This window comes from Microlunatus phosphovorus NM-1 (genome assembly GCF_000270245.1).
Classification (GTDB): domain Bacteria; phylum Actinomycetota; class Actinomycetes; order Propionibacteriales; family Propionibacteriaceae; genus Microlunatus; species Microlunatus phosphovorus.
In genome coordinates this window covers 83,082-97,304 of record NC_015635.1, presented here as the reverse complement: position 1 = coordinate 97,304, position 14,223 = coordinate 83,082, and the positions used below count along the sequence as shown (strand labels likewise).

Below are 14,223 nucleotides of genomic sequence, written 5' to 3'. Positions count from 1 at the left end.
GTGCCAGGCGACACACTGGTGAGGTGCCCGGATCTGCTGCGGCACGCCCAACGTGGTGGCCGCACTTCACCAGCACCGTCCGATCGACGGCGCTGACCGCCCGGCTGGGCCGCGCCCTCGGGATCGCGTTCGGGATCTGCTTCCTCACCGGTCTGCTCAGCTACACCCAGTATCTGAGCACGTCCTGGCTACCCAAACCGGCCGTCCCGGCCTGGGGCTACCGGCTCACCCAAGGCATCCACGTCACGACCGGCCTGGCCAGCATTCCGCTGGTGCTGATCAAGCTCTGGTCGGTCTATCCGACCACCTTCCGTTGGCCACCGTTCCGCTCGGTCAAGCGGGTGCTGGAGATCGCCAGTGCGGTGGTCCTGATCGCCGCCGTCAGTGTGCAGCTGGTGACCGGGCTCCTCAATCTGCTCGACTGGTATCCGTTCGGCTGGGACTTCGTCGTCGTCCACTACGCGCTGGCGTACGTGGTGATCGGCTCGCTGCTGATCCACATCGCGATCAAGCTGCCCGACATCCGCTACGGCCTGGGCACCAAGCTCGCCGAGGGTGACGTGCTGTCGGAGGTGCCGTGGGACGAGAACCCGGACTCGCACAGCAATGCCGGTCCGTTGCCGCCTCCGGTCACACCGGGCATCTCCCGGCGCGGTGTGCTGGTCGCCGCGGGCACCGGCATCGGGCTGATCGTGATCACCACCGTCGGGCAGAGCATCCGACCACTCGAGCCGCTCGGCCTGCTGGCGATCCGCCAACCCAGCAAGGGCTGGCAGGGCGTACCGGTGAGCGAGACCGCCGCCGAGGCCGGCGTCGTCGAGGCCGCCCAGGATCCGGCCTGGCAACTCGAGATCGTCGGGCCGAACCCGTACGTGCTCGGGCTCGCCGATCTCGATGCGCTGGCCACCGCGGAGGCGCACCTGCCGGTCGCGGCCAACAAGGGCTGGAGCGTCGCCGCCGACTGGCGCGGGATCCCGCTGCCCGAGCTGGTCGAGCGGGCCGGCGGCGGTCCGGGATCGCGCGTGCTGGTCCGGTCATTGGATCGGACCGGCATCAAGTCCTCCCAGATCTGGGGTTCGCAGCTCGCGCAGGCGCTGCTGGCCACCCACCTGAACGGGGAGCGGCTCGCTCTCGATCACGGCTATCCGCTCCGGTTGATCGCCCCCAACCGGGCGGAGCTGTTCTGCACCAAGTGGCTGACCCGGATCGAGGTGCTGTCGTGAACGCGATCCGGATCGTGCTCGGCGTCGTCGGTGGTCTGCTGCTGATCTACGGCGTGAGCTGGCTGGTGCACGGGCTGCCGAGAGCCACCCTGTTGGTGCTGATCGGCTGGCTGGCTGCGGCCGTGATCATCCAACTTGGTGTGCTGACCCCTCTCGTGCTGGCGGTGAGCGCTGTGTTGCGTCGGTTCGTCCCCGATCGGGGGCGTGCGTTCGTCCAGGCCGGGCTGATCATCGCCGCCGCGGTGACGGTCATCGCCGTGCCGCTGATGCTGCGGCAGTTCAGCCAGCCGCCCGCGAAGGCGATGCTGCTGCAGGACTACCGAGTCAATCTCTTGGTGCTGCTGGTGATCATCGCGGTCGGGACGAGCGTCGCGTACGCGATCCGGGTGGCGCGCACCAGAGGCCCCTGAGCCGAGTGTGGGGCAGGTGTGTGGGCAGCGTTCCTGTTCACCTCCGCCCGCACTCGGCAGGCTCGTTGTCATGACGAATCTCACGAATCCAACTCCCGGCCAGCTGACCGACGTGCACGACATGGTGGTCGTGCATCGTGCCTTCCGACGCGAGCTCGCCCTGGCGCCCCGCCTCGTACGCGAGGTCGCGCCCGGCGATGTCGCCCGCGCTGCGGTGATCGCCAAGCACATCCGGCTCGCCCTGACCGGGCTGCATCTGCATCACACCGGTGAGGACCTGCTGTTGTGGCCGAAGCTGCTCGATCGAGCAGCGCCGTCGGCCGACCTCATCCACCGGATGGAGGAGCAGCACCACCGGGTCGAGGACGTCGTGGAGCGGCTCCCTGATGCTCTCGACCGGTGGGAGGCCGAGGCCCGTCAAGCCACCGGCGCGGAGCTCGCGGCCACCATCGAGGAGCTGCGGGAGGCGCTGGTCGAGCACCTCGACGACGAGGAACTCCACATCCTGCCGCTGGCCGCCCGGCACCTGACGCCGACCGAGTGGGCTGCGCTCGGCCAGCACGGGACGAGCGAGATGGACAAGGCCGACCTGCCGATCCTGTTCGGCATGGTTCTCGAGGACGCGACACCCCAGGAGCGAGTGATGATGCTCGGCAGCCTGCCGATACCCGTCCAACTGCTGCTGCGGACCGTCGGTGCCTGGCAGTACCGCCGGTACGTACGGCGCGTCCGCGGCGCCTGACCTCACCGAAGCGGGGCCACCTCAATCGGCCTGGTTCTGCTGCGACGGCGGGAAGCGCTCGCCTCGCAGCGACTCGGCCAGCGCCGCCACCTGGTCGAGGTCAAGCCCACGCCCGGAGTCCCAGAGACGCTCGAACGTCGGCGGATCGAGCTGCGCGCGGGCCAGGGCGATGCCGTGGGCACCCCGCTCGACGTCGGGTGGGTAGGACACCGCCAAGCCGGTCCCGTCGGCCAGCGCCGCGCCGGCGGCGTAGAGGCGGACCGCGAGCTCGGGTTGCCCACCTCGTACGGCCAGGTCGGCGAGCCCCGGAAGGGTGTAGACCTGCGTCCAGCTGATGCCGGCCTCACTGGCCAGAGCGGCCGCCTCGATCAGCAGCTCCAGTGCCTCGGCGTCCTCGCCCGTCAGCTTCGCGAGGCTGGCCCGCACATTGAGGATCGTCGCCAGAGTGAAAGGGCTCCCCAGGAGGCGGGCCAACCGCTCGCCGTCGACGAGCGTGCGCCCGGCCGCCTCCAGATCGCCGGTGAGCACTTCGATCTGACCGTGCAGCAGCCGGAGGTGGGCCACCACCCAGGGATCGACGCCCGCACCCAACGACGAAGCATCGGCAAGCAGATCGGCGGCCGCCGACATATCGCCCGCGAAAGCAGCACCAGAGGCGGCCAGCACCAGCGCTTCGCCGAGCAGCTCGACCCGATCGCTCGCCCGTGCGCTCTCGATCGCTCCGCCGCCGGCGACACGAGTGCCGGCCACATCTCCAGTGGCATACCGGAGCCCCGCAAGCGCCATCAATGCTGCCGCCCGATGTCGGTCCTCCAGTCGTTCGGGCCCGGGACTCTCCGGGTCTCCACCCGGCAACTGGTCGAGCAGTGCCAAGGCCTCACCTGCCCGGCCGCGCAGAGCCCAGTAAAGCCAGGTGTCTGCGAGGAGCTGCGCGGCCCGACCGGTCTCGGGGTGCTCGCCCAGCCAGGCCAGAGCCGCTCGCAGGTTCGCGTGCTCGCAGTCCAGGCTGTCGAGCCACCACCGCTGCTCGCGCCCCCGCAGTCCGGCTCCGGCCAGTGCCGTCATATCCGCCACCTGCTCCGCCAGCGCCGCCGACATCATCGGGGCCTCGTCCGCATCGGCTAGGCGAACGGCGGCGTACTGGCGGATGGGCTCCAACAAGCGGTATCTGCCGTTCACGTCAGGACCGACGACGAGCGACTGCTCGACCAGACCGGCGAGCGCTGCGAACACCTCGAGGTCACTCTTCGGAAGCCGTTCGATCACCGCCTCGGCCATCGGCAGGGTGAACCCACCGGCGAACACCGAGAGTCGGCGGAGCAGGACCTGCTCCGTTCGCGTCAGCAGGCCGTGGCTCCAGTCCAGCGTCGCCTGCATCGTTTGCTGTCGTGGCGGCAGCTCCCGGCTCCGGCCCACGGCCAGCGCCTGATCGAGGCGATCGAGCAACGTCGCCGGAGCCAGGAGTCGAGCGTGCGCGGCGGCCAGCTCGAGGGCCAGCGGTACGCCGTCCAGCCGACGGCAGATCGCGGCGATCGCGGGCGCAGACTCGCGGGTGACCGAGTAGGCAGGTGCGGCGGCCCTCGCCCGGTCGAGGAACATCTGACCGGCAGGCGAACTCAGCACCGCAGTCGAACTCGGCTCGACCGGGAGCCCCAGCGGGGACACCGGGAACACCTGCTCGGCGCCGATGCGCAGCGGTGACCGGCTGGTCGCCACGATCGTCAACCGCGGACAACGAGCCACGAGCTCGACCAGATCGCCGGCTGCCGCCAGCACATGCTCGACGTTGTCCAACACCAACAGCGGCCGACGCCCACCGAGGAAGGCAGCCAGCTGCCCGATCACATCCAGTCGGCCGACCTGAGGGAGGCCGAGGGCCCCGGCCACGGTCGACAGCACCAGGTCCGGATCGGCCACCGGCGCCAGCTCCGCCACCGCGACACCATCGGGAAAGTCGGGCTCGAGCCGGGTAGCCGCGGCGAGCGCCAACCGAGTCTTGCCGACACCACCCGGCCCGGTGAGAGTCAGCAGCCGAACGTCGCCCGCCCGCACCCGCCCGACGATGTCGGCCAGGTCGGCGTCGCGTCCGAACAAGGACGTCGACGGGGTCGCCGGTGCGCTGCTCCGCTTCACCGGAGCGGGGTCGGACGGGGAGCCGGTGGTCTCGGACCGCGGCTTCTGGCTGTCGGCCATTCGCCCCGGGTCCACGGTCGGCATGGAGACCTCGGCCAGGACAGCCGGCGGCCGCGCAGCCGCCGCCAGCGCAGCTCGCCCTGCGTCGTCGAGATCCAGCGCGGCGGCCAGGGCTCGTACGGTGTGCGGGTAGGGCCGACGTCGCTCCCCACGCTCGAGCGCCCCGATAGCGTTGCTGGTCAGCCCAGCCCGGTGGGCGAGTTCCTCCTGGGTGAGCGCGGCAGCCTCCCGCAGCGACCGGAGTCGCTGTGCGAAGGTGCTCGGCCGGCCGGCCTCCTCGTTCATCGACCGCGAATCTACCGCCCGCACCGTGCCGGCCGTCGCGGCAACCCAACACCTCAGGCAGGTCGTCCGTCGGTCAGCATCCAGCGGTGCCCGAACGGGTCGCGCAGCACGGCAACCCGGCCATGGTCGGTCGACTCCGGGCCGCGGTCGAGGATGGCTCCCGCGTCAGCCGCCGCCCGCGCGACCGCGTCCACCTCGTTCACCAGCAACTGCAGGCTCACCGAGACACCAGCCGTCGGGTCGGGTGCATCGACCCCGAGCTCGGGAAACGGCTCGGCCATCATCACGACCGCGTCCCCGATGGTCAGTTCGACATGCCCGACCCGACCGTCGTCCATGATGATCGGCTCGTAGGTGACGCGCGCAGCGAGCACGGCGCCGTACCAGTCGATCGCTCGTCGTGCGTCAGCCACGCACAGGTAGGGGGTGATGCTCATTTCGTCTCTCCTTCCAGAGGTTGCATGAACGACCACAGGCCGCCCTCACAGTCCAGAGCGCTGTATTCGCGGTAGCCGTAGTCCTGGTCGACCGGCTCGCCGACGATGGTCCCCCCGGCGCCCCTGACCCGCTCGGCATGCCGGTCGACGTCGTCGACAAGCACCGCCATGCAATGGGTGCTCGCGCCGAGATCGCGCGGCGAGGCCAGCCGATGCTCCGGGGCGACCCGATGCAGCCAGACCACGCCGTCGCCGACGTGGACCTCGCCGTGAGTCACCCTGCCCTGCGCGTCGCGGTCCAGCCGTCCTGGACTGAATCCGAAGACGGTCACCAGGAAGTCATGCGCCGCGGCGATATCGTCGTAGACCAGCAGCACGATGCGCTGCCGAGCCGCTGCGTCGCTGTCCCCGATGTCGTCCAGCAGGGACATCAGCTCCCGATCGCCGACCGGACGCTCAGCGAGGCTGCGGCGGACAGCGAGGACTCGGTCACGCTCTCGGCCGAGCGCCGCGAGCCGTTCGTCCAGCTCGGCCAGGTGGGCGTCGATGCTGCCGGTCAGATCGGCGTCCGGCGCATCAACCAACGTCGGGATGGCGGCGATCGGACGGCCCAACCGGCGCAGCACGCACACCCGGTAGAGCCGGGTCACATCGTCCAGTGAGTAGACCCGGTGGCCACTCGGCAGACGACCGGAAGGCGTCACCAACCCTTCGCTCTCGTAGTAGCGCAGGGTCCGGACACTCAGCCCGGTCGCCCGGGCCACATCGCCGATCCGCCAGTGCCGCTCGTTCATGATTCGACGCTACGACCTCCAGTCGGTGGAGGTTCAAGTCGTCGACCGAGTCATCTCGCGCTCGTCTCTGAAGATTTCGGAGCAGCAGCTACCGCCAAGGTCGATCATCGGGCTGGTTTCGGAACCAAAGTGACACCGCGAAACCGCTGAATCCCCAGATAGAGCGCCAGCATCAGCAGGCCGAGGTAGACATCGTTCTCGAACCAACCGAACGTCGTCTGCTGACGCAGCTCGAACATCGTCGGGTAGTAGAAGATCCCGATCAGCAGAACGAGCACCAGGAACACCAGAACGACCAACTGCGCCCATCGCTCCTCGCGCAGCACGAGGGCCGTGACGGCGAGGGCCACGAGGTAGAAGCCCCAGGCCAGCGGCGTGGTCACGGTGAAGCCCGGATCCTCGATCCCGGCGAGCCAGGCGTACACCGTATGCACGATCGAGAGACTGAAGGCAGCGAGCATGATCAGAGCGATCTGCGCGCGATAGGTGGTCTGCCGGGCGGTCCTGGACACCGACTGGGTCGGCGGTGCGGTCACGTTCATGACGGTCTCCTCTGGGACTGCGACACCAGGCTGGTGGCGTGTCTCGAGCCTGCTCGCCACGGCACCGGCGCGACAGCCACAGCAGACCAACACCACCCCCACGTTCGGGTCCGCTCGTCGGCGAAGAAGGGCAGTGCTGAGCACCGTAGAGATCACCCGGAGGCGCCGCCCACGCCGATCTCATTGCCATCCGGATCCCGGAAGATCGCCTTGCGTACGCCGTTCTCGTACTGCTCTTGGGCAGTTGGCTCGAGCCCGCGCTCGGCCGCCGCCGCCAAGAACTGATCCAGGTCGCCGACGAACATCGTCACGTGCGCATGGCCGGCGTCCTCGGGAGCGAGCAGCGCGTAGAGATAGCCATGCTCAGTCACCGTCCAGACCCGTTCGGTGTCGTTCGGATCGAAGGACTCCAGCGGGCCGAGCAACTGCTCGAACCACGCATAGGCACGGGGCAGGTCGCTGACGGGTACGCCGGCGAACAGGTCCAAACTCATGGGCTCCTCCTCGGTAGCACTCACCATCGAGTTCACCACTGTTCACCGGAGTCACGCCAGGACCCGTCACTCCCTCGGGCAGAATGCTGCGAATGGAGGACGCAACGGGACCACTGGCCGGGCTGCTGGTGGCGGACTTCTCGCGGGTCCTGGCCGGACCGTACGCCACCATGCTGCTCGCCGATCTCGGTGCCGAGGTGATCAAGGTCGAAGGCCCACGCGGCGACGACACCCGAGGCTGGCAGCCGCCAACCCACGACGGCGTGGCCACCTACTATCTCAGCGTCAACCGCAACAAGCGTTCGGTGATCCTGGACTTCAACGAGCCCGCCGACGCCGCACTGGCTCGCGAGCTCGCCCGGCGCGCCGACATCGTGGTCGAGAACTTCCGACCCGGTTCCCTGTCGCGCTGGAAGCTGGACTACGAGAGCATCAAGACCACCAACCCCGGACTGATCTATGCCTCGATCAGCGGTTTCGGCTCGACGGAGAAGGGAGCGGCGCTCCCCGGCTACGACCTCCTGGTCCAGGCCGCATCGGGATTGATGAGTGTCACCGGCCAACCCGACGGGCCGCCGACCAAGGCCGGAGTCGCCGTCGTCGATGTGACCGCAGGCCTGCACACCGTGATCGGCGTGCTGGCTGCCCTGCACCACCGGCAGCAGACCGGCCACGGTCAGCACGTGGAGGTCAACCTGCTGTCCTCGGCCCTGTCCGGTCTGGTCAACCAGGCCAGTGCGTACGTGGCCGGCGGTGTGGTGCCGCATCGGATGGGCAACGCCCACCCGAGCCTGTGCCCCTACGAGCCACTCCCCTGCGCCGACGGCGAGGTGATCATCGCCGTCGGCAACGACGGCCAGTTCCGCCGCCTGACAGACGTGCTCGACGCGCCGGAACTGGCCGATGATCCCCGATTCGCCCGGAACGCCGACCGGGTCGTCAATCGAGCCGCACTCCGGCCCCTGTTGGAAGCAGCCCTGCGTCCCTTCGATCGCCACGAGCTGGTCTCCCGGCTCACCGCCGCCGGCGTCCCCTGCGGGCCGATCAACTCCGTCGCCGACGGCATCACGTACGCGGAGGAACTCGGTCTGGAACCGGTCGTCGAACTGGGCCGCGACGATGCGCCCGTACGCAGTGTGCGGCACCCAATCACCTTCTCGGCGACGCCACCGAGCTACCGGCTGCCGCCACCGGGGTTGGGCGAGCAGGATGCCGAGATCCGCGCCTGGCTGCGAGAGAGACCCAGCTGACGGTCGTCACCCTGTTGCCTGCTCGATCGGCAACAACAGCCGTACCTCCGTCCTCCCTTCGCTCAGGCTCACGTCCAACTCCCCGCCGAGCGTCCGGACTCGATCCACCAGCTCGACCTCCGGCTGCGCCTCCCCGTCAACCGATACCTCGACCAACAGCCCCGCACGCCCGGAATGGTTCTGACTGATCCGAACCACGGTACGGTCGGCGTCGCTGAGCCGCGCGACCAGCAGATAGACGGTCGACTCGACGACATCGGAGTATCGCTCGATGGAGGCGTCCGCCACCACCAGCGGCCGCGTCTCAGCCAGCGCGCCCAGGGCAGCACTCAGACCGGCGTCCTTGAGAAGCACGGGATGCACCCCGTGCGCGAGCTGTCTGAGCTCGGCGATCGTGTGGCGAACCTCGGCCTCGGCATCGTCCAGTATCGGCAGCGCGGCCTCGCTGCGGATCAGCCGCAAGCCCAACAACAACGAGATCAGCCGCTGCTGAGCCCCATCGTGCAGGTCTCGCTCGATCCGTTGGCGCTCGGCGTCTCCGGCAGCAACAATGCGCAGACCCGAGGTACGGATCTCGGTCAGCTGCACGAGGTCCTCCGCTGTCAGCCGCTCACTCTCCAGCGCAAGGTGCACCGAGGTGACCAGGTCCTTGACCTGCTGGGGCTCCGACAAGATCGTCGGGCGATGAACGATCGTGGCGAGCTCGACATCATCCCGCACCAGGCGGGTGATCGACCGACCACTGGGTGGCGGCATCGGCACCGGACGTGCGCCGGCGTCGACGTACCGCCGGCCATCCTCGATCGGGTACGCAAGCACCAGCGTCGGATCGCCCAACCGATCAGCCAGCGCCGCCCGGAGCCCCCCGGGCGTACCACCACGAAGTTCGACCACCAGCCGGGTCAGGTCCCGGCGCGTACGCCGCGCTCGCCACAGCTCAACGCACACGGCGACCGCGAGCCCGAGCAGGCTCAGTCCCTGAAGGTGCCAGACGGTCTCTGCCGGACCGCCGGCGCCGAGCGTCCCGACCGACAAGCTGGTCAGATACTGCGCCGCTGTAGCACCGAGGAAGACTGACGCACCCACCGCTACCGGGCCCACGGCGCTCCGAGAACTCGGTGCCGCCGAGATCACCCGCCAGGCAACGCCGATGAGAGCAAGCAGCAACCAGCTGGCACCGAGCCAGACCCCAATCAAGGCGACCTGATCGGCCAGCATCGGATCGCCGGCCAACAGCAGATTCCGCGGGCATCCGAGACATCCGGTGGCAGCGGGATCGAAGACGACAGCATTGGCCAGGCCGACCGCCCCCAGCAGCACCACATACCCAGCGACCACGATCGCGCGGTACGGCCAGCCGGCGACCCGACCCGTTGGATGGCTTAGTGCCAGGTGGGTGACCAGCGCCGGCCCGGCCGCAGACAGAACCAGTCCGATGGTGAAAGCGATCGGCACTCCGACGCTCGGACTGGCCAGCTCGGCGACGAACCACCAAGCCCCGGTCGCATACAGCAGCAGCGCGCTTCGACGACGCTCCCGAAGCACGATCGTGGCCGCAACCAGCATCGACCACCCGATGGCCACCAGAAAGATGGTCCCCCAGGAAGTCCGAGCGGCCAGGGAGATCCCTGCTGACGACACAGCGACGGCTCGTGCCCACAGTCCCAAAGCGGCGCCGCCGACGAGCGGCGCCACGCGCAGCGGCATAGTGCCATTCTGATGTGTCAGAGGCGCCCGCTGATAGAGGGTCTGCACTGATGTCGACCACGTCTTAGCTGCCTAGCGTCGGTGACATCGAAGAGGAGGTCCCCGATGTCGAAACCGAAGACCTGGAGCGTGACGGTCGTGCTGCTGGCCGCTGCCTTGATGCTGGGCGGCTGTCAAGCCAAGGACCGAGCCGGAGGCACCGCCGACGTTACGGCAACCGAACTTCGGTTCGCCAGCACCAGCGATATCCCCCAACAGATCACCGCCTGGGCCGACGAGGTCGACCAGCTCTCCAACGGCAGTCTCAAGATCACCTTCGTGCGAGACCAGCACGCTGGCCAACCTGACTATGAAGTCCAGGTGATCGATGACGTCCGCAGCGGACATGTCGACCTCGCCTGGGTCGGCGCACGCGCCTTCGACCAAACCGGCGTCACTGCCTTCCAACCCCTGCTCGCGCCGATGCTGATCGACAGTCTCGAGCTCCAGGGCGAGGTCTTCGACGCCGGCATCCCCCAACAACTGCTGACCAGCCTCGATCAGACCGATCTGGTCGGCATCGGCATCCTGCCCGGACCGATGCGCAAGGTCCTCGGCATCCACAAGCCGTTCACCAAACCGTCCGACTTCACACACCAGGTCGTCGGCATCCAAGCCTCCGCCGTTGCCGAGCAGACCTTCACCACCCTCGGCGCCACCACCAAGGCCGAGCCACCCGAAGCCAGCCTCGACGGTCTCGATGCCTACGAGCAGCAACTCAGCTCCATCCAGGGCAACCGCTACGTCGACCATGCCGAGTACGTCACCGGCAACCTCAATCTGTGGCCCCGTCCACTGGTGATCATCGGCAATCCGGACGCCTACCAGAAGCTCACCGACGATCAACGCACCATCCTGACCACCGCTGCTAAGGACGCAATAGGAGTAGCGACGGAAGCCGAACGCACCGCCGACGCGAGAGCCATCGCCTCGCTCTGCAAGTCCGGTCTGACCTTCGAACAAGCCAGCAACGCTGACCTAGCGAACCTCCACAAGGCGCTCGTCCCGGTCACCGACACCATTCACCAGCAGCCCGGCAACGCCGCAGTCCTCGACCAGATCACCGATCTCAAGAACGCCATCCATCGCGCCCCCGAGTCCGCTGATTGCGCCAAGGCCGAGAGCACCGACCAGCCATTGACCACCCGCTATGACGGCACCTACGAGATGACCATCGTCTGGCCCGACGTGAAGACGGAAGACGCTCGCTGCGTCGAAGGTCCTGAGGGTGGTCCCGGAGGCGCGATCTACGAGATGGAATTCGATCGGGGGACTTGGCGCCAGTGGGTTCGAGTCGGCGGTCGGGGAGCAACGCGCGAACTCGGCGCCGAGGGCCAATACCGCTTCTTCAAGGATCAGCTGCAGATCCTCGAGGTTGATGGCAGCACGACCACCTGGGACTACACCTATACCGACGGTGAACTCAGGCTCAGCAATCCGCGAAACCCCGAGTCCGGCGTGGAGTGCATCGCACGAGCGATCTTCACCACCAAACCCTGGATCCGGCAGTAGTCACAGCGTCCGGGTGATCGAGGACGACAATGGTGTTCGTGCGACGCACCGTGCTGATCGTCGATGATCATGCTGGCTTCCGTGTAGCAGCGCGGGCCCTCCTGGAGTCGGACGGACGTCTCGACGTGGTGGGCGAGGCCGACAACGGCGCCGACGCCATCCGCGCCACCACGCGGCTGCATCCCGACATCGTGCTGCTCGATATCGTCCTGCCCGACCTCGACGGGTTCGCGGTCTGCGAGTCGATCATGAGCGACGGGAGCAACCCGCCGGCCGTCGTGCTCATCTCCAGCCGTGGCCCTTCGTCGTACAGAACTCGGCTGAGCGCGAGCCCAGCATGCGGCTTCCTACCCAAGGACGAGTTGTCTGCCGCCACCCTGCTCGCTCTGGCCAGGTGATCCCATGCCGCTGAGCTTTGTCGATCCGGCGGTCGGCGTCATCCTCGGCGGCTGCGGATTGGTGCTGATCCTGCGTCGTCGACGGAGCCTGGTTGGCCCGCTGCTGCTGCTCGGCTGTGGCTGCTGGTTCCTCGGCAGCATCTGGAGTGTCGCCCTCTTCCTCCATCGCGGACCACTGATCCAGGTGCATATCTCCTACCCGACCGGCCGGATCCGCCGTCCGCTGGCGGTGGTCACGGTGCTCGGCGCCTACCTGGTCTCGATCGTTGAAGCCACCGCCTCGAATCCGTGGGTAACGCTGGGGATGGCCGCCCTGGTCGCGGCAGCCGCCGCCGACATCTATGCCCGCACGTCCGGCCCGGCTCGCAAAGCCGGCGGCCCGGCGCTCGGGGCAGCTCTCACCTTCGCATCTGTGCTGGCCCTCAGCGCCGCCAACCAACTGCTGCTGTGGCAGAGCGATCGTTTGGTGGCGCTGGTGTACGACCTTGCCATCTGTGTCGTCGCGCTCGTGCTCACGAGCGATCTGCTGTGGGGTCGGTGGACGGAAGCGACGGTGGCCGACTTCGTCACCCAGCTTGGATGCCGCACGGATGCCGGGAATCTGACCTTGGCGATCCGGCGCACGCTGGGAGATCCGACCGCGACGATCGGATTCTGGTTTCCCGAGCAGGGTCGCTATCTGGATGACCGTGGCGCACCGTTCGACCCGCCGGCCGATGACCCGCATCGAATTGTCGTCAGGATCGACGACGGCGGGGTACGAGCGGCAATCCTGGTACGTGATGCCGCAGCCTCGCCCGACCCACAGCTGATCACTGACGTGACCGCCGCACTCCGGATCGCGATTGGGAACACCCGGCTCCGTGCGAACGTACGGGCCAATATGGTCGAGCTCAACCGAGCGCGCCGCCGCCTGGTCGAAGCTTCCGATGCGGAGCAACGGCGGTGGGAAACCGAGCTGGCCGAGGGTCCGGAGCGCCGGCTCAGCGAACTCGCCCGCCTCTTGGAGCAGGCGGAGACTCAGGCCGGGCCAGACGTACAGGCCAGGATCCAGGAAGCCCAGGCCGAGGTGTCGCTCGTGGGGGCCGACCTGGTGACCCTCGCCGAGGGCATCCGGCCAGCAGTGTTGGAGTCGGGTGGACTGGCCGCCGCGATTCCCGAACTGGTAGCCCGTACGAGTTCGATCCAGGTTTCCCTACAGGTCACATCGATGCGGCTGCCCCCAGCCGTGGAGAGCGCGGTCCACTTCATCTGCGCCGAGGCGCTGGTGAATGTGACGAAACATGCCCATGCCGGTGCTGCCTCGGTTGATATCACCGCCGACGAGACTCAGGTTGTCGCGCGGATCAGCGACGACGGTCGTGGCGGGGCCGATCCGGAGGGGCTTGGCCTGCGGGGACTTCGCGACCGTGTGGAAGCGCTCGGTGGCACCTTGACGATCAGTGGCACGCCGACGATAGACGGCCAGCACCCGACAGGCACCGTGCTGGCGGCCCGGATCCCGCTCGGGGAGGCGTCATGAGGCTCATCATCGCCGACGATTCGCTGCTCATTCGGGAAGGTCTCGCCCGCCTGCTCGGCCGAGCCGGAGCGGAGGTCGCTGCCACTGCGGCAGACGCGTCACAATTGTGTCGGGAAGTTGCCCTGAACCGCCCGGACGCGGTCATCGTCGATATCAAGATGCCGCCGGACTACAGCGACGAGGGGATCCGAGCCGCCCATCAACTTAGGCATGCGCACCCCCACGTCGGTGTGCTGGTGCTCTCCCAATATGTCGACAGCGAGTGGGCCGTTCGCCTGATCCGGGACACGCCCGACCATCTCGGATACCTGCTGAAGGACCGGATCGACGACTCCAGCGTCCTGCTGGAAGCCTTGACCCGGGTGATGGCCGGTGAATGCGTCATAGATCCGAGTCTGATCGAACGGCTCATCCACCGGCCGCGCGAGTCCGGTCCGCTGGACCGCCTCACCGCCCGCGAGCTCGACGTGCTGGCGCTGATGGCTGAGGGGCGCTCCAACGCCGCAATCGCGGCCCGCCTCGGTCTGAGCATCAAGACCCTGGAGGCCCACATCCGCCGGATCTTGCAGCGGCTCGATCTGGAGGAATCGCCCGACGACCACCGGCGTGTGCTCGCCGTCCTGCACTACCTACGCTCGGGCACCTGACTCCCGGCCACGGTCTGATCGCCGAATC

At 68.1% G+C, this 14,223-nt stretch carries 14 protein-coding genes; 8 read left to right on the top strand and 6 right to left on the bottom strand.

The genetic code is table 11. The features are described 5' to 3' along the window. Nucleotides 1-23: 23 nt before the first annotated feature. From MLP_RS00395 to MLP_RS00385, 3 genes are all read left to right on the top strand, one after another. Nucleotides 24-1,223 carry a molybdopterin-dependent oxidoreductase gene (locus MLP_RS00395; protein ID WP_013860988.1) on the top strand — a complete coding sequence of 400 codons (1,200 nt, stop codon included), beginning with the start codon at nucleotides 24-26 and terminating at the stop codon, nucleotides 1,221-1,223. Then, on the top strand, nucleotides 1,220-1,633 hold the full coding sequence (locus MLP_RS00390) for a hypothetical protein (RefSeq protein ID WP_013860987.1): 414 nt from the start codon (nucleotides 1,220-1,222) through the stop codon (nucleotides 1,631-1,633). Before MLP_RS00395 ends, MLP_RS00390 begins: the two co-directional genes overlap by 4 nt. Nucleotides 1,634-1,703: 70 nt before the next feature. Beyond that, on the top strand, nucleotides 1,704-2,375 hold the full coding sequence (locus MLP_RS00385; RefSeq protein WP_013860986.1) for a hemerythrin domain-containing protein: 672 nt from the start codon (nucleotides 1,704-1,706) through the stop codon (nucleotides 2,373-2,375). Between the two features lie 21 nt (nucleotides 2,376-2,396). On the opposite strand, the gene MLP_RS25885 is transcribed toward MLP_RS00385, so the two are convergent. The 5 genes from MLP_RS25885 to MLP_RS00360 all read right to left on the bottom strand — a co-directional run bounded on the left by MLP_RS25885 (nucleotide 2,397) and on the right by MLP_RS00360 (nucleotide 7,120). After that, nucleotides 2,397-4,853, bottom strand: a complete 2,457-nt coding sequence (locus MLP_RS25885) for an ATP-binding protein (protein ID WP_013860985.1) — start codon at nucleotides 4,851-4,853, stop codon at nucleotides 2,397-2,399. Between the two features lie 53 nt (nucleotides 4,854-4,906). Further along, the gene (locus tag MLP_RS00375) at nucleotides 4,907-5,290 is read right to left on the bottom strand and encodes a VOC family protein (protein ID WP_013860984.1); all 384 of its coding nucleotides are present in this window, start codon (nucleotides 5,288-5,290) and stop codon (nucleotides 4,907-4,909) included. Next, nucleotides 5,287-6,084 (bottom strand): MerR family transcriptional regulator, encoded by a 798-nt coding sequence (locus MLP_RS00370; RefSeq protein WP_013860983.1) that lies wholly within the window; start codon nucleotides 6,082-6,084, stop codon nucleotides 5,287-5,289. Before MLP_RS00370 ends, MLP_RS00375 begins: the two co-directional genes overlap by 4 nt. Nucleotides 6,085-6,188: 104 nt before the next feature. Then, a complete protein-coding gene (locus tag MLP_RS00365) occupies nucleotides 6,189-6,626 on the bottom strand; it encodes a hypothetical protein (protein ID WP_013860982.1) in 438 nt (145 codons plus the stop codon). 152 nt (nucleotides 6,627-6,778) lie between these two features. Next, nucleotides 6,779-7,120: a VOC family protein gene (locus MLP_RS00360; RefSeq protein WP_013860981.1), complete on the bottom strand. Its 342-nt coding sequence runs from the start codon at nucleotides 7,118-7,120 to the stop codon at nucleotides 6,779-6,781. A 92-nt stretch (nucleotides 7,121-7,212) separates the two neighbouring features. Between MLP_RS00360 and MLP_RS00355 the strand changes: the two genes are divergently transcribed. Then, on the top strand, nucleotides 7,213-8,370 hold the full coding sequence (locus MLP_RS00355) for a CaiB/BaiF CoA transferase family protein (RefSeq protein WP_013860980.1): 1,158 nt from the start codon (nucleotides 7,213-7,215) through the stop codon (nucleotides 8,368-8,370). Between the two features lie 6 nt (nucleotides 8,371-8,376). On the opposite strand, the gene MLP_RS00350 is transcribed toward MLP_RS00355, so the two are convergent. After that, nucleotides 8,377-10,077 (bottom strand): histidine kinase, encoded by a 1,701-nt coding sequence (locus MLP_RS00350; protein ID WP_041789552.1) that lies wholly within the window; start codon nucleotides 10,075-10,077, stop codon nucleotides 8,377-8,379. 105 nt (nucleotides 10,078-10,182) lie between these two features. Between MLP_RS00350 and MLP_RS00345 the strand changes: the two genes are divergently transcribed. From MLP_RS00345 to MLP_RS00330, 4 genes are read left to right on the top strand one after another with little or no spacing between them, the layout of a single operon-like run. Beyond that, entirely contained in the window at nucleotides 10,183-11,628 is a 1,446-nt protein-coding gene (locus MLP_RS00345) for a TRAP transporter substrate-binding protein (RefSeq protein ID WP_041789550.1), read from the top strand. Between the two features lie 29 nt (nucleotides 11,629-11,657). Beyond that, entirely contained in the window at nucleotides 11,658-12,026 is a 369-nt protein-coding gene (locus MLP_RS00340) for a response regulator (protein ID WP_013860977.1), read from the top strand. Between the two features lie 4 nt (nucleotides 12,027-12,030). Next, on the top strand, nucleotides 12,031-13,548 hold the full coding sequence (locus tag MLP_RS00335; RefSeq protein WP_013860976.1) for a sensor histidine kinase: 1,518 nt from the start codon (nucleotides 12,031-12,033) through the stop codon (nucleotides 13,546-13,548). After that, complete coding sequence (locus tag MLP_RS00330; RefSeq protein ID WP_013860975.1) at nucleotides 13,545-14,195, top strand: response regulator; 651 nt, start codon at nucleotides 13,545-13,547, stop codon at nucleotides 14,193-14,195. The genes MLP_RS00335 and MLP_RS00330 overlap by 4 nt, the downstream gene beginning before the upstream one ends. Nucleotides 14,196-14,223: the final 28 nt, after the last annotated feature.

Bases quoted from the DNA above. Each gene is read 5' to 3' on its own strand.
- MLP_RS00340 (WP_013860977.1), top strand. From the start codon at position 11,658: ATGGTGTTCGTGCGACGCACCGTGCTGATCGTCGATGATCATGCTGGC.
- MLP_RS00365 (WP_013860982.1), bottom strand. From the start codon at position 6,626: ATGAACGTGACCGCACCGCCGACCCAGTCGGTGTCCAGGACCGCCCGG.
- MLP_RS00360 (WP_013860981.1), bottom strand. From the start codon at position 7,120: ATGAGTTTGGACCTGTTCGCCGGCGTACCCGTCAGCGACCTGCCCCGT.
- MLP_RS00350 (WP_041789552.1), bottom strand. From the start codon at position 10,077: ATGCCGCTGCGCGTGGCGCCGCTCGTCGGCGGCGCCGCTTTGGGACTG.
- MLP_RS00330 (WP_013860975.1), top strand. From the start codon at position 13,545: ATGAGGCTCATCATCGCCGACGATTCGCTGCTCATTCGGGAAGGTCTC.
- MLP_RS00345 (WP_041789550.1), top strand. From the start codon at position 10,183: ATGTCGAAACCGAAGACCTGGAGCGTGACGGTCGTGCTGCTGGCCGCT.
- MLP_RS25885 (WP_013860985.1), bottom strand. From the start codon at position 4,853: ATGAACGAGGAGGCCGGCCGGCCGAGCACCTTCGCACAGCGACTCCGG.
- MLP_RS00385 (WP_013860986.1), top strand. From the start codon at position 1,704: ATGACGAATCTCACGAATCCAACTCCCGGCCAGCTGACCGACGTGCAC.
- MLP_RS00370 (WP_013860983.1), bottom strand. From the start codon at position 6,084: ATGAACGAGCGGCACTGGCGGATCGGCGATGTGGCCCGGGCGACCGGG.
- MLP_RS00375 (WP_013860984.1), bottom strand. From the start codon at position 5,290: ATGAGCATCACCCCCTACCTGTGCGTGGCTGACGCACGACGAGCGATC.
- MLP_RS00355 (WP_013860980.1), top strand. From the start codon at position 7,213: ATGGAGGACGCAACGGGACCACTGGCCGGGCTGCTGGTGGCGGACTTC.
- MLP_RS00335 (WP_013860976.1), top strand. From the start codon at position 12,031: ATGCCGCTGAGCTTTGTCGATCCGGCGGTCGGCGTCATCCTCGGCGGC.